A 21,227-nucleotide genomic window follows, 5' to 3' on the forward strand; every position below is an offset into this window, starting at 1 on the left:
CATCCCGGGGCGCTTTTGGCGCGCGGCCGGGATGCCGGGGGGCATGCGCCCCTTCTTCAGCGTGCGGGCGCTTCAGACCATGCCGTCGTCGGCGGTGATCACGGCCCCGTTGATGAATTGGGACTGGTCCGAGGCCAGCAGCAGCAACAGGCCATCGAGGTCTTCGGGCTTGCCCAGGCGCTTGCGCGGCAGCATCTGGATCAGCTTCTGGCCGGCGTCCGAGTCCCAGTGGTGGTGGTTGATATCGGTGTCGATATAGCCCGGGCAGATGGCGTTGGTATTGATGCCATGACGCGCCCATTCCAGCGCCATGGCCTTGGTCATGTGCACCACCGCCGCCTTGCTCATGCAATAGACACCGATCTGCGACAACACCTTCAGCCCGGCCACCGAGGCGATATTGACGATGCGTGCCTGCGGCAGCGGACTGCCGTTGCGCTCGGCGCCCTTGGCGCGCGCGATCATGCGCTTGGCCACTTCCTGGGCAACGAAAAAGGCGCCGCGGGTATTGGTATCGAAGACGAAATCGAAGTCTTCCGGGGCCACCTCGGTCAGCTTCTGCGTGGTCGACACGCCGGAGTTGTTGACCAGGATATCGATGGCACCGGCTTCGGTCTCGGCGTGCGCCACCGCGGCGCGGATGCTGTCCGGGTCGGTCACGTCCAGGCGCACCACGTGGGCGCTGCCGCCCTCGGCCTCGATCGCGGCGCGCAGTTCCTTGAGCCGCTCGGTGCGGCGCGAGGCCAGCACCACCTTGGCACCGGCGGCGGCCAGCACCGTGGCGAAACGCGAGCCCAGCCCGCTCGAGGCGCCGGTCACCAGCGCCACCTTGCCTTCCAGATTGATCGACAAACCCATGATTACCTCTTGTGCGGGAGCCCCTCTGGCCTCACGAGGAGCAGAAGGCAGCATATCAAAAAAAAGAACGACCGTTCCAAAAAAATCCTTGCCTGTGGGTGGCGAGTCCCGGACAATGCCGGAGATTCTAAGAACTTGGCCCGCAAAGGGAAAGAGGGAAAACGCGCGATACGCCCGTTTTCAGGCACCGTTCCAGCGCCCTTCCCTGCCGAAAGTCCGCCAATTGCGCGTGGCGCCCCGGACGGGTCCGCGCCGCTCCTAGGCCCGGTTCTCAGCACAACGATCACCGCATTTCCCACAATTGCCAGCTAGCAGCAAAGAAACAGAGGGTTAGAGACAATGGATCAGCAACAGCTCCTGGAACAGTTCGGCCCGCGCGAAGCCATGGAATACGACGTGGTCATCGTCGGCGGCGGCCCCGCCGGCCTGGCCACGGCCATCCGCCTGAAGCAACTCGCGCAGGAGAAAGGCGCCGACGTCAACGTGTGCGTGCTGGAAAAGGGCTCCGAGCCCGGCGCGCATATCCTGTCGGGCGCCATCATGGATCCGCGCGCCCTCAATGAGCTGATCCCGAACTGGAAGGAACTGGGTGCGCCGCTGAACCAGGCGGTCACCGAAGACAAGTTCCTGTTCCTGAACGAAAGCGGTTCCAAGGGAACCCCCAACGCCCTGCTGCCCGAGTGCTTCCACAACGAAGGCAACTACATCGTCAGCCTGTCGAACTTCGTGCGCTGGCTGGGCCAGCAGGCCGAGGCGCTGGGCGTGGAAATCTTCCCGGGCTTCCCCGCCGCCGAAGTGCTCTACAACGAAGACGGGTCGGTCAAGGGCGTGGCCACCGGCAATATGGGCATCAACAAGGAAGGCGAGCCCACCGAGAACTTCCAGCTGGGCATGGAGCTGCATGCCAAGTACACCATCTTCGCCGAAGGCGCGCGCGGCCACCTGGGCAAGCAGCTGATCGAGAAATTCGGCCTCGACACCGGCAAGGACCCGCAGAGCTACGGCATCGGCCTGAAGGAACTGTGGGAGATCGACCCGGCCAAGCACAAGCCCGGCCTGGTGGTGCACACCGCCGGCTGGCCACTGGACCCTGCCACCTACGGCGGCTCGTTCCTGTACCACATGGAAGACAACAAGGTCGCGGTCGGCTTTGTGGTCGGCCTGGACTACACCAACCCGTGGCTGTCGCCGTTCGAGGAATTCCAGCGCTTCAAGACCCACCCGGAAATCCGCCAGTACTTCGAGGGCGGCAAGCGCCTCTCCTACGGCGCGCGCGCCATCACCGCCGGCGGCCTGCTTTCGCTGCCCAAGACCGTGTTCCCGGGCGGCGCGCTGGTCGGCTGCGATGCTGGCTACCTGAATGCGTCGCGCATCAAGGGCAGCCACGCCGCCATCAAGACCGGCATGCTGGCCGCCGAAGCCGCCTATGACGCGCTGCAGGCCGGCCGCCAGCACGACGAGCTGAGCGCCTACCCGGCCGCGTTCGAGCAGAGCTGGCTGTACAAGGAGCTGCTGCAGGCCAAGAACTTCAAGCAGTGGTTCAAGAAGGGCCGCACCACCGCCACGCTGATGACCGGCATCGAGCAATGGCTGCTGCCCAAGCTGGGCATCCGCAACCCGCCCTGGACCATCCATCGCGTCAAGCCAGACCATGTCTATCTCAAGCCGGCGGCCGAGTGCCAGAAGATCGATTACCCGAAGCCGGACGGCAAGCTGACCTTCGACCGCCTCAGCTCGGTCTTCATCAGCAATACCAACCATGAAGAAAACCAACCGGCGCACCTGACGCTCAAGGACGCCAGCGTGCCGGTCAACATCAACTGGGACAAGTACGCCGGCCCCGAGTCGCGCTACTGCCCGGCCGGCGTGTATGAGTTCGTGCAGGACGAGGCCTCCGGCAAGGAGCGGCTGCAGATCAACGCGCAGAATTGCGTGCACTGCAAGACTTGCGACATCAAGGACCCGACCCAGAACATCGTCTGGGTAACGCCGGAAGGCGGCGGCGGCCCGAACTACGTCGGCATGTAAGCCGGCCGCGCGAGCGCGCTGGCTAGCGAAGACGGCACCGGATCCCCGGTGCCGTTTTTTTTGCAGCGGCGGCGTTCGTCAGCGCGCCCGCCGCCGCGCCGCCATCGCCTGGTCGACCACCTCGGCCTGCAGCGCCTCGCTGCGGCTGGCGAAGGCCTGGCTGCGCAGCAGGTCGAGCTGCTGGCGCCGGTCCTGGGCGGACAGCCCCGGAAAAGCCTCGAGCTGGGCCCGGCGCGCGGCGTAATCGTCGTAGCGCTGTTGCCACGATTGCTCGGCCTGCGCCTGCTGCTGGTAGCGCTGCGCCCGGCTGCCTGCAGGTCGGCGATGGTGGCGCTGATCGCCTGCGGGCGCGCGCTGGCTTCCCGCGCCGCGCGCACGGGCTCGGGCAGCGTGGCGTCGAGATCAGCCAGCCGTTGCCGGCGCTGCGCGTCAGCCAGGCCGGGCTGCGCGGCGATCTCGAGGCGCGCCAGCATGGCCTCGTCGTAGGCCTGCTCGTCGCCGAACCAGGCCTGCGCGACCTCGGGCAGCCAGCGCTGCCGCGCCGCATTGCGCTGCGCCAGCAGCGCGCGCAGCTGCTCCAGCTGCTGCGCATCGAGTGTCCCGCCCGCATCAGCCAGCGGCTTGTGCGCGGCCTGTGGCCGTACTTCAGCCAGATACGCCACGTAGCGCCGCCACAGTTGCCAGGCCTGCCCGGCCGCGGGCTGCGGCACGCGGCGGCGGATGTCGTCATGCACCAGCGGCTCGAGCGCATCGATGCCGCCGGCGTCGTGGCGCGCGCTGAGAAAATAGTCGAAGTAAGTGCGCAGCGCGCGCGTCAGCCGCAGGTTGCCCGCGGCATCGATTTCGGGACCCGCCGGCATCTCCACGCCGGACAGCGATGGCCACGCGGGAACGCCGGCGGGCACGGCCTCCACTGGCGGCGCGGCCGGATGCGCGGCGACGACCGCTGCCGGACGCGGCGGCACTGGTGGCTGGCCCGACGGCGACGTCAGAACGTACACCGCGGCCGCCGCGGCGCCGGCCGGCAGCAAGGCCAGCCAGAGCCGCGGCGCACGCTCAGAGCTGGTCATTGCGTAGCCGGTTGGCGTGTTGAAGGATGACCGTGCGCGGATCGGCATCCTGGTACAGCCCGGCCATCTGGTTGACCTCGTCGAGATGGTTCCAGTAATAGCCGGTGGCCAGCACCCGCCCCCACTTGCTGCTGCACACCGAAACCAGGCCGTCGTTCGGGCCAGCGCCCTTCAACGCCATCAGTCCCGCCGAGGTCGACATCATCACGGTCGACGGATCGAGCAGGTTGGAGCGCAGCAGGCTAAGCGGCCCGCCCTGCCCGGTCCACGAATAGGCGGCCTGGGTGTGGGTGACCAGGTTGCCCGCGGCATCGCGTGCCTGGCGCTGCTCCGACACCGCGCCGGCGGTGCTGCAATCCGGGCCCAGCGCCGATTTCGTGCCCGGCGCCAGCGTGGCATCGAGCCGCGCGTTCTGTTCGGCGGCGCCGCGCGTGGTCAGGCTCTCGAGCGAGGCCAGCGCATCCTGGTCCAGCGCCTGCCCGTTGCTGATGCCGTTGAACCAGCCGACCGTATCGAACACGCCCTGGATGATGCTGACCAGGACCGGGCCGGCGATCGGGATATTGCCGATGCCGCTGATCAGCTCGAGCACGGTGTCGGCCACTTCGCTGCCGCGGTGCGGGCTGCCGATGGTGGTGACCGAGGCCACGTCCTGCGGCGACATCGCCGCCAGCATGCGCGCGGTGGGCCCGCCCTGGCTATGGCCGATCAGGTTGACCTTGTCGGCACCGCTGTCCAGCTTGACCGCGCGCACATAGGCCTGCAGCGCCAGCGCGCGCTCGGCATCGCTGTTGAACGACGGCACCGTGGCCACGTAGACCTGGGCGCCGTGGGTCCGCAGCACTTCGGGGATGCCATACCAGTAGTCGAGCACGCCGGCCATCTTCGCCGCGCCGGTCAGGCCGTGGACCAGCACGATCGGGTAGCGCGTGCGGGCGTAGTCGCCGTCCGCGGCGGCGGCGGGCGCTGGCTGTGCCAGCATGGCCGCCGCGGCCAGCGCCGAGGCGGTGCCTGCAAGTCTGCACAGCAGGTTGCGGGTCTGCTGTGCGCCGGCCACAAGCGCGCGTGGCCCGCACGGGTGGTGTCCGCCATGCTCCATCTGGTCTCCTCGGTGGTGGGTCTTTTTATGTTGGAAGCAGTAAAGACGGCCCGATCCGGGGAGACAATCAAAACATTAGCGGATTCCCTCTAAACGGCCGCTACAGCAGCGGGTTGCACGGGCATGCGGGTGGTGGCAAGCAGTTGTTCGTAGATGTAGCACTGCAGCAGCGTCAGCTCGCGCTCGGCCAGCACGTCGAAGGCCACGCCGAACGCCGGGAACTCGGCATCGTCGCCGGCTGCGCCGGACGGCGCGGCGCGGACCCAGCCATCGATCACCACCTCGCTGTCCAGCGATGCGGTACGCAGATTGAAGCGCAGCCGCACGCGGCTGCCTGGCGCGGGGGCCGGGGAGGTGGTCTGCACCAGCGCGCCACCGGTGCTGAGGTCTGACAGCAGCGACAAGCGCGGCACGCTGCGGTCGATGCCGTCGTCATCGCCGGGTTCGGCCAGGTAGGCGGCCAGGCGGGTCGGCACCCGCGCCGCCTTGCGCACTGGCATGGCGTGCTCACGCTCCGGCGCCGACAGCACCAGGTAGCGGAACGGGCTGCGGCATACGGCGGTGATCGTCGAGGTAAAGCTGTGGATGGCGTGCCCCGAAAAGCCACGCAGCAGCACCGAGTCACCGGCCTGCAACGGCAAGTCGCGTCCGCCCAGTTGCGGCCAGGTGACAAAGAGGCCGTGCTCGATAAAGCCGATCAGGCGGCTGGCCGCCGCACGCGTGGCGGCACCGTCAAGCTTGACATGCAGCAGCGTGCCGACCTGCAAGCCGAGCGGCCCCGGATTCGGTCGCAGTACGTCGGCGGCATCATCGCCGCCTTCGTCGCGGCAGACCGTGCCGTGGCGGAACACCAGCGCCAGGTCGCGCGCATCGGGAATGATGTTGCCGCTGCCAAGCACCAGGTTGCCCTCGCCATCTAGCAATGACCAGGGCAGCGGGTGGCCGACGGGAAGATCGTTAGGGGTGAGCTGGATCATGGCTGTTTGCAGTTGGCCCGGGCATGAACGCCCAGGGGCACGGCGAGCCCGGGACGGCGGAAATCTCAGGCACGGGCTCCGCCACCTGTATTGGGCTTCTATCGGCGTGCGCGCGCCGAAGTTTAGTCCGACACGATGGACGCCGAAGCCGTATGTGTAGCATAGATTACTTGCGGCAAGCTTGACGCGCGGCAAAACTGCGGTCAGAATGGCGCAAAGCTGTCAGACAGCCTGACATATTGAATACATGAACACGCTCCTGCCCCGCCCGGCTTCGCTTGCCACCCGTATCGCGCAGACCCTGCATGACGACATCCTTGCCGGCCGCTACGGCGCGGGCGCGCGCCTGCCGGCCGAGTCCGCCCTGGCCGATGGCTTCGGCGTCAGCCGCCCCATCGTGCGCGAGGCCATCGCCCAGTTGAAGGCCGACGGCGTGCTGGTCACGCGCAAGGGCTCCGGCGCCTATGTGTCCGAGACGCCGGGGGGCCAGGCCTGGCGCGTCGCCAGCGCGCCCGACGGCGGCCCGACGCTGGCCCAGTTGTTCGAGCTGCGCCGCGTGGTCGAAACCGCCTGCGCCGAGATGGCGGCGCAGCGGCGCACCGCCGCCGACGTCGAGGCCATCGGCGCCGCGCTGGCGGCGATGCAGGCGCAGGCCGACGGGCACGGCGACATGGCCAGCGCCGCCGCCGCCGACATGGCGTTCCACCATGCCATTGCCGAAGCCGCGCACAACCCCTGCTTTACCGGCCTGACGGATTTCGTCGGCCAGCAGATGCTGGCCGCGCGCCAGCGCGCGTGGGAGAACACCGCCCGGCTGAGCGCCGCCACCGGCGCCCCGCGCGCCGCCGACCACGAGCATGCCGCGCTGGCCGCGGCCATTGCCGCCGGCGACGCCACGGCCGCGCGCCACGCCGCGCAGCAACACCTCGCGGCGGCCGCCACGCGCCTGGGCCTGCCGGCCTGAGCCCCGATTCATCGAGACCCCTGCAGCAAGGAACAACATGGAAACAGTGGATTGCGTCGTGATCGGCGCCGGCGTGGTGGGACTGGCGGTGGCGCGCGCGCTGGCGCTGCAAGGCCGCGAAGTGATCATCCTCGAGGCCGAGAACGCCTTCGGCACCATCACCAGCGCGCGCAACAGCGAGGTCATCCATGCCGGCATCTACTATCCGGCCGGCTCGCTCAAGGCGCAGCTGTGCGTGCACGGCAAGGCCATGCTGTACGACTACTGCGCCAGCCGCCACGTCGCGCACCAGCGCTGCGGCAAGCTGATCGTCGCCACCAGCGAGGCCCAGGTGGCCACGCTCGAAGGCATCCGCGCCAAGGCCGCTGCCAATGGCGTCGACGACCTGCGCCTGCTCAGCCGCGCCGAGGCGCAAGCGCTGGAGCCGCAACTGCAGTGCCATGCGGCGCTGCTGTCGCCGTCGACCGGCATCGTCGACAGCCACGGCCTGATGACGGCGCTGCTGGGCGATGCGGAAAACGCGGGCGCGATGCTGGCGGTGCAGTCGCCGGTGCTGGGCGGCGCGGTCACGGCGGACGGCATCCGGCTGGAAATCGGCGCGGAGGACGGCAGCGCCACCACGCTGCTGGCGCGCACGGTGGTGAATTCGGCGGGGCTCACGGCACCGGAACTGGCGCGCCGCATCGAGGGCATGCCGGCAGCCCACATCCCGCCGCAGTACTACGCCAAGGGCTGCTATTTCACGCTGGCCGGGCGCGCGCCATTCTCACGGCTGATCTACCCCGTGCCGGAGGCCGCCGGACTGGGCGTGCACCTGACCATCGACCTGGGCGGCCAGGCGCGCTTCGGCCCCAATGTGCGCTGGATCGACGAGATCGAATACGGCGTGGATCCGGCTGACGCGGATGGCTTCTATGACGAGGTGCGCCGCTACTGGCCAGGGCTGGCCGACGGCGCGCTGCAGCCCGGCTATGCCGGCATCCGCCCCAAGATCAGCGGCCCGCACGAAGCGGCGGCGGATTTCCGCATCGACGGCCCCGCTGTACACGGCGTGCCGGGGCTGGTTCACCTGTTCGGCATCGAATCGCCGGGGCTGACCTCGTCGCTGGCGATTGCCGAGCGCGTCTGCGCGACGCTCGACTGAAGCGCGCCGCGGCGCCGGGTGATACCTCACCCGACGCCGCCCGGGCCAGTGGCTAGCGCAACGCGCCTTCGATGACGCGTGCGTCGACCACCAGCGCCGGCCAGTCGGCCACCGGCACCGACAGCGTCACGGCGCCGGGCGCGTTGGCGGAGATGCTGCCGGCCGGCATGTCATAGACGCGACCATCCATCATGTCGACGTAGCGCGGCGCGGCCCCGCTCGCCGCCATGCCGCTGAAGCCGATCCCATTGCACGACACCTGCACCACCGCGCGCGGCTCGGCTGTGTCGGCCACCGGCAGCCGGGTCATTTTCCAGACCCCGATCACGGTCGCGTCCACGCCACCCTTGCGTTGCCGCCAGGCATGGGCGGTATAACCGGCGGGCGCGGTGCAGCCGTGGGCTAAAACCGGCTCCATGCGGCTGTCGAACAGCGCCGTCACGTTCTGGAAGGCGCCATAGACGATCTTCTTGCCGGCGATGCGCTGGTCGCCATTCAGGAACGGCGTATCGAGGTTCGGATCCCAGACCCCGGTGGTCAGCAGTCCCTTGGTGTTCTTGGCATCGTTGTAGTGCAGGTCCGAGATCGTGAACATGCTGGTCTCGATGCCGCGTGCGAGATCGCCGAGGACGCGGCGCAGGTTGTACTTGGCCTGGTTCTTCTCGGTCCACGCCTTGGTGCCGTTGTCGCACATCGCATAGGTCATGCACGGCGTCGACGGCGCGCCGTTCTCGTCCATGCGCGGCTTGAAGCCGTAGCCGCGTAACAGCGCCAGGAAGTTGTCCATGCTGCGCGCATCCCACGGATTCTGGTCGTAGTCGACGCTGGTCGTGTACGGATGGAACGCCACGTAGACGTCCTCCGACGGCACCGTGGGCCCCTTGTTGTCATAAAAATACTTGAGCGACGTCAGGATGTAGTTGCGCGCTTCCTGGACGTCGGCCGAATCCGTGCAGTTCTCCAGGCATGAGAGCGCGTAATGCACGGTGTACCACGAGCCGATCGTCAGCTTGGCATTGGGCTGGATCTGCTTGATAAGCTTTGCCGTCTCCACGATCAGCGTCTTGTAGGTGTCGAGGTCCTTGGTGGGCTCGTTCCAGATCTGCCAGTCGGTGACCTTGTCCTTGTACCGCGTCACCGTGGCGGCGACGAACTGCAGGAAGCGCGCCTTGCCCGCTCCGGTCGGGAAGCTGCCGCCGAGACCCGCGCCACCGCAGTCGGTACACCCCGCGCGCACGTTGCCATAACCCAGGAACACCATGGGCTCGTGCTTTTGCTCGAGCGCGCCGTCGACGATCTCGTCGAGCTTGGCGAAGTTGTAGGTGGCGGGCGTGGTGATGACCTGCTCGATGTCGTTCCAACCAGACTGGATACGCACGCGGGTCGTGCCGAGCGGGTTCAGATACTCGCGCCAGTTCGCGAACACGCTGAAGTTGCGGTCCGTCGTTTCCCCGCCGATCATCAGGTGGCTGGTCAGGCCCTGTGCCCGCAATTCGGCGGTGGTGCGCGGCTGGATGCGGCCGAGCAGCGTGTAGCCAGGCTCGGCGACCGGGTCGAGCGCGGCATAGCTGGCCGGATCGGCGTCCAGGATGGCGCGCGTCGCGGCGCTGATGGGGGGATTCAGCGCCGGCTTGTCGGGCGCTGGCCGCGACGCCGCGGGTGGCGGCTCGGCCGGCTGCGTGGCGCCGGCTGGCGGGGGCGACCCGGCCTCGGCCGGGTCATCGCCGCCACAGGCGGCCAGGGCCAATGCCAGGCTCACTGCCCCGGCCAGTCTCACGTAGTTGCGAATCTTCATGCTGCTCCTCTTTGTGGTTGTAGTAGTACCGCCGCGCGCCGTCCTCCGGCGCCGCCACGGCGGTACCGGATCGCAACCCACAGCGACACGAAGAAAGGTTGGTGCGCGGCTACGTCAGCCGCAGGCGGACCGTTGCCGGCGCGTCCGCGGCCAGCACGTCCGGCAGCTGGAACAGTTGCCCGTCCTCGGGCCTGGTGTCCTCGGGCGCCCATTGCGGGCGCACCAGCGACGTGACGAAGACCGAGCCGCGCGGGCCCGGGCAAACCATGCTGGGCGCCTGGCATGGCAGCGCCAGCGTGCGGATGCGCGCGCCGGTGGGCGCATAGACGTTGATGCAGCCGGCCGACACGCCGGCCGACCAGTAGTTGCCGTGCGCGTCGATAAAGGCGCCGTCGGGCCGACCGATGCGCTCGTCGGCGGTGACCCAGGGGTTGATGCCGGCGAGCGTGCCGCTTTGCGGCTGCCAGCGGGCCCGGTACACCACTCCGGCCTTGCTGTCGGAGAAGTGGAAGGTCTGCCCGTCGACCGACCAGGCAAAGCCGTTGGCGATGTGCAGGCCGTCCAGCAGCACGTGGCAGCCGTGTAGCCGATGCCAGGCGTGGAGCTGTCCGGTCGGCCCGGCCGCGCCCGAGTCGTCCATCGACCCGAACACGAACCAGGAACCGCAGGGGGACACGCGGCCCTCGTTGAGCCGGTTTTGCGGACGGTCAGGCTCGGGCAACGCCAGGGTGCGCAATGATCCGCGCGCCGGGTCGAGGATCGCCAGTTCGTCGCGCAGGGCCAGGATGATGCTGCCATCGGCGCACAGGCCATGCGCGCCCACCGGTTGCGGCAGCGTCCAGGTGGTCAGCGTTGCCGATGCCGGATCGAGCGCGTGGAGCGCGGGCGCCCGCACGTCGATCCAGATCAGGCGCCCATCGGACCAGATCGGGCATTCGCCCACGCGGTTGGCGACCCGGAACTGGCGCCACGCCAGCCCTTGCGCGGTGCGGCCTGCCAGCGACTCAACGGTCGACGTCGAAACCGGAACGATCACGATTGAACTCCGCCGCGGCAAAGTCGCCGCCCTGGAAATGTTCTGCCAGCGGGTCATTGCTGACCTTGTGCTGCAGCGCCTCGCGATAGCGGTCGGCCGAATCCTGTGGCCGGTAGCCGAGTGCATGGGCGCGCGCGTTGTCCCACCAGCTCGCGGCGTTGTCCGACACGCCATAGACGATGGCCTCGTCGTAGTCGGCGTCCATGCCGACACGCACCAGCTGCGCCAGGTCGCGCGGGCTGATCCAGTGCGCCAGCATGCGTGCGTCGAGCGGCTCGGGCGAGCAGTGGCCGATGCGCATGCCGAAGCCCTTCAGGCCGAACTTCTGCGCATACAGGCCAGCCACCGCTTCCATGAACACCTTCGACACGCCATAGCGCGAATCCGGCCGCGGCAGGTCGTCGCTGCCGACCGTGGTGGCGCGCGGATACAGGCCCATGGCATGGTTGGAGCTGGCGTAGAGGATGCGCTGCACGCCCGCCGCGCGCGCCGCCTCCCACAGGTTGGCGACGCTGGTGATGTTGGCTGGCAGGATCACGTCCCACGCGGCTTCACGCGGATAGCCGGCCAAGTGGACCACCATGTCGGCGCCGGTGAGCAACGCGGGCAACTGGCCGGCATCGTCGAGCGCGCACTGGAAAGCACGCTCGTTGACGGCCTGCGGCGTGACGGGCCGCACGTCGCAGAGCCGCACCTCGCGGCACGCGGACGCCAGCATCGGCCGCACGTATTGCGCCAGGCGTCCCGCGGCGCCGGTCAGCACCACAATCGGCAAGCGCGGCTCAGGCATAGCGGTGGCTCTCCTGCGCCTGCCATTGCGCGTATTCCTGCTGCAGGGCCGGGTCGAGCAGCGGATACAGCCCGGGCAGGCCCGCGCCGGCAAGGATCTTCTGGTTGACCCAATCCTCGTACATGGTCTGCCCGACCGCTTCCCGCGCGACCGCTTCGGCCAGGTGCCGCGGGATGCAGACGATGCCCTCCGCATCGGCCACCATGATGTCGCCGGGATAGATGCTGACGCCGGCGCAGGCAATCGGCAGCTGCAGGTCGACGGCATGGTGCCGGATCAGGTTGGTCGGTGCGGACGGACGGGTGTGCCAGGCGGGGAAGTTCATCGCCGCGATCTCGGGGCTGTCGCGGAAGCCGCCGTCGGTGACCACGCCGGCACCGCCGCGATGCCACAGCCGGGTGATCAGCAGGTTGCCGGACGACGCCGCGGTGGCGTCGCCGCGGCTGTCCATGACCAGCACATGGCCGGCCGGGCATTCTTCGATCGCTACGCGCTGCGGATGGCGCGGATCCTCGAATGCCGTGATCGCGTCGAGATCCTCGCGCGCCGGGATATAGCGCAGCGTAAACGCGGGTCCGACGAAGCGGCACGCCGACGGATTGAGCGGCTTGAGGCCCTGCAGGAACACATTGCGGAAGCCGCGCTTGAACAGGATGGTGGTCAGCGTGGCGGTGGATACGCGCAACAGGATGTCGCGCGAGGCATCGGACAGAGTCATGGAAGGGTCTCCTTGCTACGATTGCGTCAGGCGTGCGCGGGTGCGCCGTGCCTGCAGATACGGGGTTTCCTGCGCAGTGCCGGGCTCCCAGCCGCCGGCCGGCAGCGCGACATTGCGCGCGCTCGGATGCGCGGCGATGAAGGCATGGTCCAGGCTGGTGCCGAGACCGGGGCCGTCGGGCACCACGATGTGGCCGTCGTCGGCTTGCAGCGCGCGGGTGACGGCCTGCGCCTTGCCCGGCCAGTCCGGCTCCAGACGCTCCAGGATGAGGCCGCCGGGCGAGGTCGCGATCCAGTGCACCGCGGCGAATTCGGCCACCGGCCCGAGCGAGCCGGAATGCGGCGCCAGCAGCAGCGATCGGGCTTCGGCCAGCGCGGCAATCTTCTTCAGCTGGGTCGGCCCGCCGGTGCGGCCGGTGTCAGGCTGGACGATGTCTACCAGGCCGCTCGCCATCAGCCGGTCGAACTCGGCCAGCGTGCCGAGCCGTTCGCCGGCGGCAAGCGGCAGCGCGACACCGTCGCGCACGCGGCGCCAGCCATGATCATCGTCGGGACCGACCGGCTCTTCGAGGAACAGCAGGTGCGCGCCTTCCAGCGCCCGCCCGACCGCCACCGCGTCGGCACCGCTCAGCCAGGCCGGACCGTGCAGGTCGACGATCAGGTCGACCTCCGGCCCGATCGCTTCGCGCACGGCCCACGCGCGCTCGACGATCTGCTGCGTGCCGCCGACCTTGACCGCGCGCACGCCGCGCGCCACCGCGGCGCGCGCGGTCGCGGCATCCTTGACATGCGCGTAATAGGACACGCGCTGGCGCAGCGCCCCGCCAAGCAGGTCGTGCAACGGGCGGCCCAGCGCCTGGGCCTTGAGGTCCCAGAGTGCCGTATCCAGCGCCGCCAGCGCTCCCGCGCCGACCACGCCGGTGTGGCCGTGCCCCATCAGCGCCACGCGCAGCTTCTGGTGAAGGCGCTCGGTCTGGAACGGATCCTCGCCAGCCAGCAATGGCGCCAGGTCCGGGATGCCGGCCGCGACCACGCGGGGCCAGCCAGAACCTTCGCCGGTGCCGACCAGGCCTTCATCGGTGGCAATTTCCACGAACAGCCAGTTGCGCCCCGTCGCCAGCGCGCTCTTGCCCGCCCCGCCCCATGCCGTGTGGCTGGGAGCGCCGGCCTGCATAAGGTGAACTTTGACCTGCGTGATTTTCATCGTGTCTGGCGGTTATTGCGGCTTGATGTTCGCTGCCTTGATGAACCCGCTCCAGCGTGCCAGTTCGTCCAGGTAGAGCTTCTGGAAATCCGCCGGGGTCGCGCTCGCGGCGGGCTCCATGCCCATGGCCTGGGCCCGGGCCTGCACCGCCGGCTGGCGCATGGCGGCGTTGAGCGCCGCATGCAGCTTGTCGATGATGGCCGGCGGCGTGCCGGCCTTCACCGCCAGGCCCTGCCAGCTGCGGATATAGGTTTCCTTGGGCAAGCCCGCGGCGGGCGCCGGCGGCGCCTTGACGCCGCTGACCGCGGTGGCCTGCATCACAGCCAGAGGCCGCACCTTGCCCGTATCAATGTAGGACTTGAGTGTCCCCGACCCCAGGTCGAACATCACGTCCACCTCGCCCGACATCAGTCCCTGCAGGGCGGGCGTACCGCCGCGATAGGGAATATGCAGCGCCGGCATGTGCTCGGCGCGCTTGAGCAGTTCGAGCGCCAGGTGCGACGACGTGCCGATGCCGCCGCTGCCGACCTTGACACCGCCCTCCAGCTTGCGCGACGCCGCGATGACGTCGGCCGCCGACCGGTACGGCGACGAGGCTGCCGCCAGCATGAACACGGGCACGCTGGTCATCTGGCCCACCATCGCCAGGTCGGTGCGCGGGTTGTAGGGCACGCCGATCAGCGACGGATTGGTGGCGAGGTGGATGGCGGCGAAGATTACCGAATAGCCATCCGGCGCCGCGGCCAGCGCGGCCTGGGTGGCGATATTGCCCGAGGCGCCGCTGCGGTTGTCGACCACCACTGGCTGGCCCAGGGTCCTGGACATTTCCTCGGCGACGGCGCGCGCCATGGTGTCCGCCGCGCCGCCGGGTGCAAAGCCGACGATCAGCTGGATCGGCCTGGACGGATATGGCGCGGGGGCAGCGCCGGCCGCATGGACCAGCCCGAGGGCTGCGGTGAATGAAAACGCTAGGCGCACGGCGCCCTTACCGAACTTCATGTCGGCTGTCTCCTGGATCAGGTTTGGAACAGTTTCGTGGCGCCGCGCGGGCGCCGCGGCTTAATGCGGTGTTTGGATCATGCGCAGCAAGTCGTCGCGCGCCGATTCGGCGTGGTCCAGCGCGATGCGCGCGGCCAGCGCGCCGTCGCCATTGCGCACCGCGGCCACCAGCTTGCGGTGCTGCGCGATCACCGCTTCCTTGCGCTGCGGGCCATAGCCGAGCGAGCGGCGCAGCGCATCGACCAGGCTGGAGCGCGAACCGAGCACGTCCACGGCGGGCTGGTTGCCCGCCACCTGGTTGAAGACCCGGTGGAACTCGCGGTTCGCCGCCACGCTGGCGCCGGTGTCGTCGCCGCCGACGACGTCCTCGTAATGCAGGCGCGCCGCATCGATGCGCTCAAGGTCCTGCGGCGTGGCCAATGCCGCGACCTTGGCGGCGAGCATCTGCTCGATCGCCCCGCGCATGTCGTAGATGTTGGCGATGTACGCCGCGTCGACCGTGGGGATCACCGCGCCGCGATGCATCTGCATGTCGATGATGCCCTCGCCCTGCAGATGCAGCAGCGCCTCGCGCACGGGGTTAAGGCTGACCTCGTAGCGCTCCACCATCTGCGCGAGCGTGATGTGCGCACCGAGCGGCCAGATGCCAGCGGCAATGTCGGCGCGAATCTGTTCGCGCAGGCGGACGTAGGTGGGGGTGTTGATGCGTTGCATGGAGGGAAACCCGGTTGCGTTTGGTAAAGCACGAGCTTACTATACACTGGATTTTCCAAAATCCAAAATCCAAATGCGATATCCGAACTACATCAACGGCTGCTGGATCGATAGCGACCTGCGTGAACCCAACCTCAATCCCTCTGACCTGTCGGATCACATTGGCGAGGCCCCTTTGGCCAGCCCTGCGCTGGCGCAGGAGGCCGTCGCGGCAGCCAGGGCCGCGTTTGGCGCGTGGTCCGAAAGCCCCGTGCAGGTGCGGGCGGACATCCTCGATCGCGTCGGCCACGAAATCCTGGCGCGGCAGCAAGAACTGGGACAACTGCTGGCGCGCGAGGAAGGCAAGACGCTGCGCGAGTCGATCGGCGAGGTGGTGCGCGCGGGACAGATCTTCAAGTATTTCGCCCAGGAAGCGCTGCGGCCGCACGGGCAGCTGGTGGCATCGGTGCGGCCGGGCATCGACGTGGAGGTCAGCGCCGAACCGGTCGGCGTGGTCGCCATCATTACGCCGTGGAACTTCCCCATCGCCATCCCGGCGTGGAAGATCGCGCCGGCGCTGGCGTTCGGCAATTGCGTGGTGTTCAAGCCGGCCGAGCTGGTGCCGGGCTCGGCCTGGGCGCTCGCGGAGATCCTGTCGCGCAGCGGCTTGCCGGACGGCGTCTTCAACCTGGTGCTCGGCCGCGGCGCGGATCTGGGCCCGGCCCTGACCACCGCGCCAGGGGTCGCGGCAGTGTCCTTTACCGGATCGGAAGCCACCGGCCGGCGCATTGCGCAGGCACTCGGCGGCATCGGCACGCGCCTGCAGCTGGAGATGGGCGGCAAGAACCCGCTGGTGGTGCTCGGCGACGCGGATCTTGCCGTGGCGGTCGACGCCGCCGTGCAGGGCGCCTTCTACTCCACCGGCCAGCGTTGCACCGCGTCGTCGCGGATCATCGTGACCGACGATATCCACGACCGCTTCGCCGCGGCGCTGCGCGAGGCGACGCAGCGGCTTCGCGTCGGCCATGCGCTCGACCCGGCCACCGAGATCGGCCCGGTCGTCGACGCCGGCCAGCTCGAGAAGAACCTGCGCTACGTCGCCATCGGCCGCGACGAAGGCGCCGTGCTGGCGTGCGGCGGCGAACGGCTGCAGGGCGCCAGCGACGGGTTTTATCTGTCACCGGCGCTGTTCCTGCAATGCGAGAGCGGCATGCGCATCGCGCAGGAAGAAATCTTCGGGCCGGTCGCGACGGTGCTGCGCGCGCGCGACAACGACCATGCGCTCGAGCTTGCCAACGACACCCCGTTCGGCCTGTCGGCGGGCGTGTGCACACGCTCGCTGGCGCAGGCCCGCCGCTTCCGGCGCCACCTGCGCGCCGGCATGGTGATGGTCAACACGGCCACCGCCGGCGTCGACTATCACGTCCCGTTCGGCGGCATCAAGGCCTCGTCATACGGCCCGCACGAACAAGGATGGGCCGCACGCGAATTCTTTACCGCAGGCAAGACCAGCTACATCCGGGCCTGACACAACCACGGGGCCAATCACCGCCGACCCTTGTCCGCAGTACCGTCCGGGGCGCCTGCCGCCCTGGAAAATTCTTATATCCATCACGGAGACAACATGAAGAAACACATCGTGCCGTTTTGCCTGGCATGCGGATTCGCAGCGCCTGCCCTGGCTCAGAGCAGCGTTTCGCTGTACGGGCTCATCGACACCACGATCCGCTACACCACCCATGAGAACGCCGCCGGCGACGGCAAGGTCCAGATGGGCGACGGCGTGCTCACCGGCACGCGCTTCGGCATGCAGGGCACCGAAACGCTCGGCAACGGCTATCGCGCCTTCTTCGTGCTGGAGAACGGTTTCCTGCCGGACACGGGCATGGCCTCGCAGGGCGGACGGCTGTTCGGGCGCAAGGCCTTCGTCGGCCTCGGCGGGGATTTCGGCAGCCTCAAGCTGGGGCGGGACTTCACCGTGATCCATGAGGTCATCGCCAGCTACGACACCATGGCGCTGCCCAACCTGGGCCTGATCGCGTTCCAGAGCGGCAACTACACCGGCGGCGTGCGGCAGGACAACATGCTCAAGTACTCCGGCGTATTCGGGCCGGTCACCGTCGCCGCGCAGCATGCCTTCGGCGAAGTCGCCGGCAGCTTCGCGGCGTCCTCGTCGACGGGCGCGAGCGTCACCTACAGCAGCGGCAACGTCAAGCTGGCCGGTGGCTACCAGATCATGCGCGACACGACCACCTATTTCGGCACCGCCGTGCCCGTGAGCGACCAGCAGGTGTGGTCCGCAGGCGGCACCTATCGCTGGGGCAAGACCCTGTTCAACGCCGGCTTCACGCGCAGCACCTATGACCAGGCGGGCTATCGCGACAACGCTTACTACGCCGGGCTGAAGCACGCCTTCGACGATGCCTGGACGTTCTATCTCACCGGCACCTACGACCGCATGAAGATCAACGGCGACGGCGGCAACCGCTATACCGCGGCCATGATGGTGGACTACAACCTCAGCAAGCGCACCGATGTCTACCTCGAAGCCGATTACACATCGTTGACGGGGACGTGGCGCACGCTGGCGTCGCGGCCCAACTTCGTCACGCCGTTCTTTGGCCATGGCAACCGCATTGGCGTCACCACCGGGCTGCGCCACAAGTTCTGACGCCCTGGCCGGCTCTAGCTGCCCGGCATGGTGTCGCCACGGCCGAGCGTGTCGCTGGCGCCAGCCGGGCGGCCTTCCGCGCGAAAGCTCATCGCGGCGCAGAAGGCCCCGGCCGCCGCGGCGACAGCGGCGAGCCCGAAGGTATGCGCCGGCGCCAGCGCGTTCCAGGTCCAGCCCATCGCCAGCCCGCCCAGCGTGCCGCCGACGCCGTACGAAATGCCGGTGTACAGCGCCTGCCCGCGCCCTTGCAGCGGCCCGGCAAACCAGGCCTGCAGGCGCTTCAGGCTGGCGCTGTGGTGCGCGGCGAAGGTGGCCGCGTGCAGCACCTGCACCAGCGCCATCAGCCAGACCCACTGCGCGAAGTAGCCGGTCAGCCCGAAGCGCAGCGCCGCCAGCACGAAGGTGCCCGCCAGGATGGTACGCAGCGCAAAGCGCGCGAACAGCAGGCCCTGGTAGTAGAAGAAGACGATCTCGGCCACCACGCCGATGGTCCACATCGCGCCGATGGCCAGCTTGCTGTAGCCCAGCGTCTCCAGCCACAGCGAATAGAACACGTAGAGCGCGGCGTGCGCGAACATCATCAGGAAGGCCGACGCCAGGAACCAGGCCACGTCCGGGCGGCGCAGCAGCGGCAAGGCGCGCGGCGGCGTGGTGCGCGGGCCATCGTCGGCGGCGTCGCGCATGGTCAGCACCACCCCGGCCAGGATGCCCAGCAGCGCGCTGGCGACCCACGGGAAGGCGCGCATGCCGACCGCCTCGAACAGCGCCCCGCCGGCCAGCACCGCGCCGATAAAGCCGAGCGAGCCGAACATGCGGATGCGGCCGTAGCTGTGGTCGAAGGCGCCGTGGCGGCGCAGTGTGGAAATGGTCAGGGCATCGCCCAGGGGCGACATCGCGCTGGTCAGCAGGCTCAGCGTCAGCATCATCGCCATCATGCCGCCGTAGCTGCCGACCCCGGGCAGCACCAGAAATGCCAGCAGCGACGTGAACGCGCTCACGCGCAGGATGCGCACGCGCGTGTGCATCACGTCGGACAGCCAGCCCCACAGGTAGGGCCCGACGATGCGGCTGACCTGGAAGCTCGCCATCAGCACGCCGATCTGCACCGGGTCGAAGCCGCGGTCGGCAAAGTACAGGCTGACGTAGGGCGAGATCAGGCCGACATAGCCGTAATAGCCCAGGTAGAACAGCCCGAAGCGGGCATAGTCGGGGCCGCCGCCACCGCCGGCGCCCGCGCGGTGCGGCGCCAAGTCAGCGGGTCGGGCCGGCCTGCGCGGGGATGCGCGGCGTGTCGACGCGGACGTCGCCGCACTGGGCGCGATGGCGCAGCGCGTGGTCGATCAGCACCAGTGCCAGCATGGCCTCGGCGATCGGCGTGGCGCGGATGCCCACGCACGGATCGTGGCGGCCGAAGGTTTCGACGGTGGCGGCATTGCCGGCCTTGTCGATCGATTCGCGCGGGGTGCGGATCGACGAGGTCGGCTTGATCGCCAGCGATACGGTCACGTCCTGGCCGGTGGAAATGCCGCCCAGCACGCCGCCGGCGTTGTTGGTGCGGAAGCCCGCGGCGGTCAGCTCGTCGCCATGGACGCTGCCGCGCTGCGCGACGCTGTCGAAGCCGGCGCCGATCTCGACACCCTTGACCGCATTGATGCCCATCATCGCGTGCGCGATATCGGCGTCGAGCTTGTCGAACAGCGGCTCGCCCAGGCCCACCGGCACGTTGCTGGCCACCACCTCGATGCGCGCGCCGACCGAATCGCCGTCGCGGCGCAGCGCGTCCATATAGGTTTCCAGCTCGGGGGTGATGTCGGCGTTGGCCGCGAAGAACGGGTTCTCCGGCACATGCGACCAGTCCGTGAACGGCACCGCGATCTCGCCCAGCTGCGACATATAGCCCCGGATCTCGGTGCCGTACTGCTCGCGCAGCCACTTCTTGGCCACCGCCCCGGCCGCCACCACCGGCGCGGTCAGGCGCGCCGACGAGCGGCCGCCGCCGCGATGGTCGCGGATGCCGTATTTCTGCCAGTAGGTGTAGTCGGCATGGCCGGGGCGGAAAGTCTCGACGATATTGCCGTAGTCCTTGCTGCGCTGGTCGGTGTTGCGGATCAGCAGGCAGATCGGGGTGCCGGTGGTCTTGCCCTCGAACACGCCGGACAGGATCTCGACCTGGTCGGGTTCCTTGCGCTGGGTGACGTGGCGCGAGGTGCCGGGCTTGCGGCGGTCCAGGTCGCCCTGGATATCGGCCTCGGTCAGCGCCAGGCCCGGCGGGCAGCCGTCCACCACCGCGCCGATGGCGAGCCCGTGCGATTCGCCGAAAGTGGTGACAGTGAAAAGCAGGCCAAGGGTGTTGCCGGACATGATGGAAACCGCACAGGAATTGGGGACGGCCTCCATTGTAAGGCCAATGGCCGGGCTCGGGCGGCCCCGGGCGGCGCCGACACGGTCAGGCGGCGGCGCTCTGCGGCACCGCTTGCGCGGCCAGTCCGGGGTAGAACTCGGCGCGCATCCGCTCCATATAGGCCACCAGGTTGGCATGGCCCTCGGCCGCGGTGCGGATCGGGGTGTCGAATACGGGGCACAGCAGGCTGCCGGCAAAGGCGAACAGCGTGGCATCGGCCCCGCACGGCCGGTCGCCCATCAGGTAGGGCTTTTCGCCCAGGATATCGGCGATCGAGGTCACGCCCTTGCTGGCCAGCGCCACCAGCTCTTCCTCGCTGTGCCGGCCGAGGCCCTGCCCCCACAGCGTCTTGCGCACCTTGTAGCGCACCAGCCGCTCGGCCAGGCCGCGCACCGGTGCCGGCACGCTGCGGAAGAACTGCGCCGGTCCCTTGTCGAAATTGGCCTGGTCCAGCCAGCGCACCCGCGCCACCGCCCAGTAGAGATGGTCCTCCATCAGCTTCTCGGCGGCCCAGGCGATGCCGCGCTCGGCCGGGCTCAGGCCCTCGTCGAAATCGATGTGGTAGGTCTTCTCGATATGCCAGCGGATCATGGTGGAATCGGCCACGATCTGGCCCATGTCGTCCAGGTACGGCAGCTTGCCCTTGGGCGCGCGCCGCAGGCTGCCCCGGCGCGCGTGGTACGGCAGGCCGGCCAGCTTGAGCAGCATCTCGGCCTTGGTGACGAACGGACTGGCATCGGGCAGCCCGAAGGCGGGGCCGAAGGTATAGAGGGTAATCATC

At 68.8% G+C, this 21,227-nt stretch carries 19 protein-coding genes; 5 read left to right on the forward strand and 14 right to left on the reverse strand.

Translation table 11 applies throughout. The features are described from left to right. Positions 1-72: 72 nt before the first annotated feature. A complete protein-coding gene (locus E5S69_RS25570; protein WP_171517253.1) occupies positions 73-858 on the reverse strand; it encodes an SDR family oxidoreductase in 786 nt (261 codons plus the stop codon). Between the two features lie 339 nt (positions 859-1,197). Between E5S69_RS25570 and E5S69_RS25575 the strand changes: the two genes are divergently transcribed. Then, on the forward strand, positions 1,198-2,886 hold the full coding sequence (locus E5S69_RS25575) for an electron transfer flavoprotein-ubiquinone oxidoreductase (protein ID WP_171517254.1): 1,689 nt from the start codon (positions 1,198-1,200) through the stop codon (positions 2,884-2,886). Here E5S69_RS25575 and E5S69_RS25580 read toward each other — a convergent pair. The 3 genes from E5S69_RS25580 to E5S69_RS25590 all read right to left on the reverse strand — a co-directional run bounded on the left by E5S69_RS25580 (position 2,871) and on the right by E5S69_RS25590 (position 6,032). Further along, positions 2,871-3,956, reverse strand: coding sequence for a lipase secretion chaperone (locus E5S69_RS25580; protein WP_272871739.1), 1,086 nt, complete (start codon positions 3,954-3,956; stop codon positions 2,871-2,873). The genes E5S69_RS25575 and E5S69_RS25580 overlap by 16 nt on opposite strands. Continuing rightward, positions 3,943-5,055 carry an esterase/lipase family protein gene (locus E5S69_RS25585; RefSeq protein ID WP_171517255.1) on the reverse strand — a complete coding sequence of 371 codons (1,113 nt, stop codon included), beginning with the start codon at positions 5,053-5,055 and terminating at the stop codon, positions 3,943-3,945. The genes E5S69_RS25580 and E5S69_RS25585 overlap by 14 nt, the downstream gene beginning before the upstream one ends. An 89-nt stretch (positions 5,056-5,144) precedes the next feature. Next, positions 5,145-6,032: a flagellar brake protein gene (locus tag E5S69_RS25590; protein WP_171517256.1), complete on the reverse strand. Its 888-nt coding sequence runs from the start codon at positions 6,030-6,032 to the stop codon at positions 5,145-5,147. A 247-nt stretch (positions 6,033-6,279) separates the two neighbouring features. On the opposite strand from E5S69_RS25590, the gene E5S69_RS25595 reads away from it, so the two are divergent. Both E5S69_RS25595 and E5S69_RS25600 read left to right on the forward strand, forming a co-directional pair. Next, complete coding sequence (locus tag E5S69_RS25595; protein WP_171517257.1) at positions 6,280-6,996, forward strand: FadR/GntR family transcriptional regulator; 717 nt, start codon at positions 6,280-6,282, stop codon at positions 6,994-6,996. A 37-nt stretch (positions 6,997-7,033) separates the two neighbouring features. Continuing rightward, positions 7,034-8,140 carry an NAD(P)/FAD-dependent oxidoreductase gene (locus E5S69_RS25600; RefSeq protein WP_171517258.1) on the forward strand — a complete coding sequence of 369 codons (1,107 nt, stop codon included), beginning with the start codon at positions 7,034-7,036 and terminating at the stop codon, positions 8,138-8,140. A 52-nt stretch (positions 8,141-8,192) separates the two neighbouring features. Here the strand turns inward: E5S69_RS25600 and E5S69_RS25605 are convergent, their stop codons facing one another. The 7 genes from E5S69_RS25605 to E5S69_RS25635 all read right to left on the reverse strand — a co-directional run bounded on the left by E5S69_RS25605 (position 8,193) and on the right by E5S69_RS25635 (position 15,395). Next, complete coding sequence (locus tag E5S69_RS25605; protein WP_171517259.1) at positions 8,193-9,935, reverse strand: hypothetical protein; 1,743 nt, start codon at positions 9,933-9,935, stop codon at positions 8,193-8,195. Positions 9,936-10,044: 109 nt separating this feature from the next. Continuing rightward, a complete protein-coding gene (locus E5S69_RS25610) occupies positions 10,045-10,971 on the reverse strand; it encodes an SMP-30/gluconolactonase/LRE family protein (protein ID WP_171517260.1) in 927 nt (308 codons plus the stop codon). Then, complete coding sequence (locus E5S69_RS25615; protein WP_171517261.1) at positions 10,940-11,761, reverse strand: NAD-dependent epimerase/dehydratase family protein; 822 nt, start codon at positions 11,759-11,761, stop codon at positions 10,940-10,942. The genes E5S69_RS25610 and E5S69_RS25615 overlap by 32 nt, the downstream gene beginning before the upstream one ends. After that, positions 11,754-12,479 carry a ribonuclease activity regulator RraA gene (locus tag E5S69_RS25620; RefSeq protein ID WP_171517262.1) on the reverse strand — a complete coding sequence of 242 codons (726 nt, stop codon included), beginning with the start codon at positions 12,477-12,479 and terminating at the stop codon, positions 11,754-11,756. Before E5S69_RS25620 ends, E5S69_RS25615 begins: the two co-directional genes overlap by 8 nt. A gap of 15 nt (positions 12,480-12,494) precedes the next feature. Continuing rightward, positions 12,495-13,682: a mandelate racemase/muconate lactonizing enzyme family protein gene (locus E5S69_RS25625; RefSeq protein ID WP_171517263.1), complete on the reverse strand. Its 1,188-nt coding sequence runs from the start codon at positions 13,680-13,682 to the stop codon at positions 12,495-12,497. Positions 13,683-13,694: 12 nt separating this feature from the next. Further along, entirely contained in the window at positions 13,695-14,681 is a 987-nt protein-coding gene (locus E5S69_RS25630) for a Bug family tripartite tricarboxylate transporter substrate binding protein (RefSeq protein ID WP_171517264.1), read from the reverse strand. Between the two features lie 60 nt (positions 14,682-14,741). Next, positions 14,742-15,395 (reverse strand): GntR family transcriptional regulator, encoded by a 654-nt coding sequence (locus E5S69_RS25635; RefSeq protein ID WP_171517265.1) that lies wholly within the window; start codon positions 15,393-15,395, stop codon positions 14,742-14,744. Positions 15,396-15,468: 73 nt separating this feature from the next. On the opposite strand from E5S69_RS25635, the gene E5S69_RS25640 reads away from it, so the two are divergent. Next, positions 15,469-16,902: an aldehyde dehydrogenase family protein gene (locus E5S69_RS25640; RefSeq protein WP_171517266.1), complete on the forward strand. Its 1,434-nt coding sequence runs from the start codon at positions 15,469-15,471 to the stop codon at positions 16,900-16,902. A gap of 96 nt (positions 16,903-16,998) precedes the next feature. Continuing rightward, positions 16,999-18,045, forward strand: a complete 1,047-nt coding sequence (locus E5S69_RS25645; protein ID WP_171517267.1) for a porin — start codon at positions 16,999-17,001, stop codon at positions 18,043-18,045. Positions 18,046-18,059: 14 nt separating this feature from the next. Here E5S69_RS25645 and E5S69_RS25650 read toward each other — a convergent pair whose 3' ends face one another. From E5S69_RS25650 to E5S69_RS25660, 3 genes are all read right to left on the reverse strand, one after another. Next, a complete protein-coding gene (locus E5S69_RS25650) occupies positions 18,060-19,295 on the reverse strand; it encodes an MFS transporter (RefSeq protein ID WP_171517268.1) in 1,236 nt (411 codons plus the stop codon). Position 19,296: 1 nt separating this feature from the next. Then, complete coding sequence (gene aroC / locus E5S69_RS25655) at positions 19,297-20,406, reverse strand: chorismate synthase (RefSeq protein WP_171517269.1); 1,110 nt, start codon at positions 20,404-20,406, stop codon at positions 19,297-19,299. A gap of 85 nt (positions 20,407-20,491) precedes the next feature. Continuing rightward, complete coding sequence (locus tag E5S69_RS25660) at positions 20,492-21,226, reverse strand: glutathione S-transferase C-terminal domain-containing protein (RefSeq protein ID WP_171517270.1); 735 nt, start codon at positions 21,224-21,226, stop codon at positions 20,492-20,494. Position 21,227 lies beyond the last annotated feature (1 nt).

This window comes from Cupriavidus necator, assembly GCF_013141915.1.
Classification (GTDB): domain Bacteria; phylum Pseudomonadota; class Gammaproteobacteria; order Burkholderiales; family Burkholderiaceae; genus Cupriavidus; species Cupriavidus necator_B.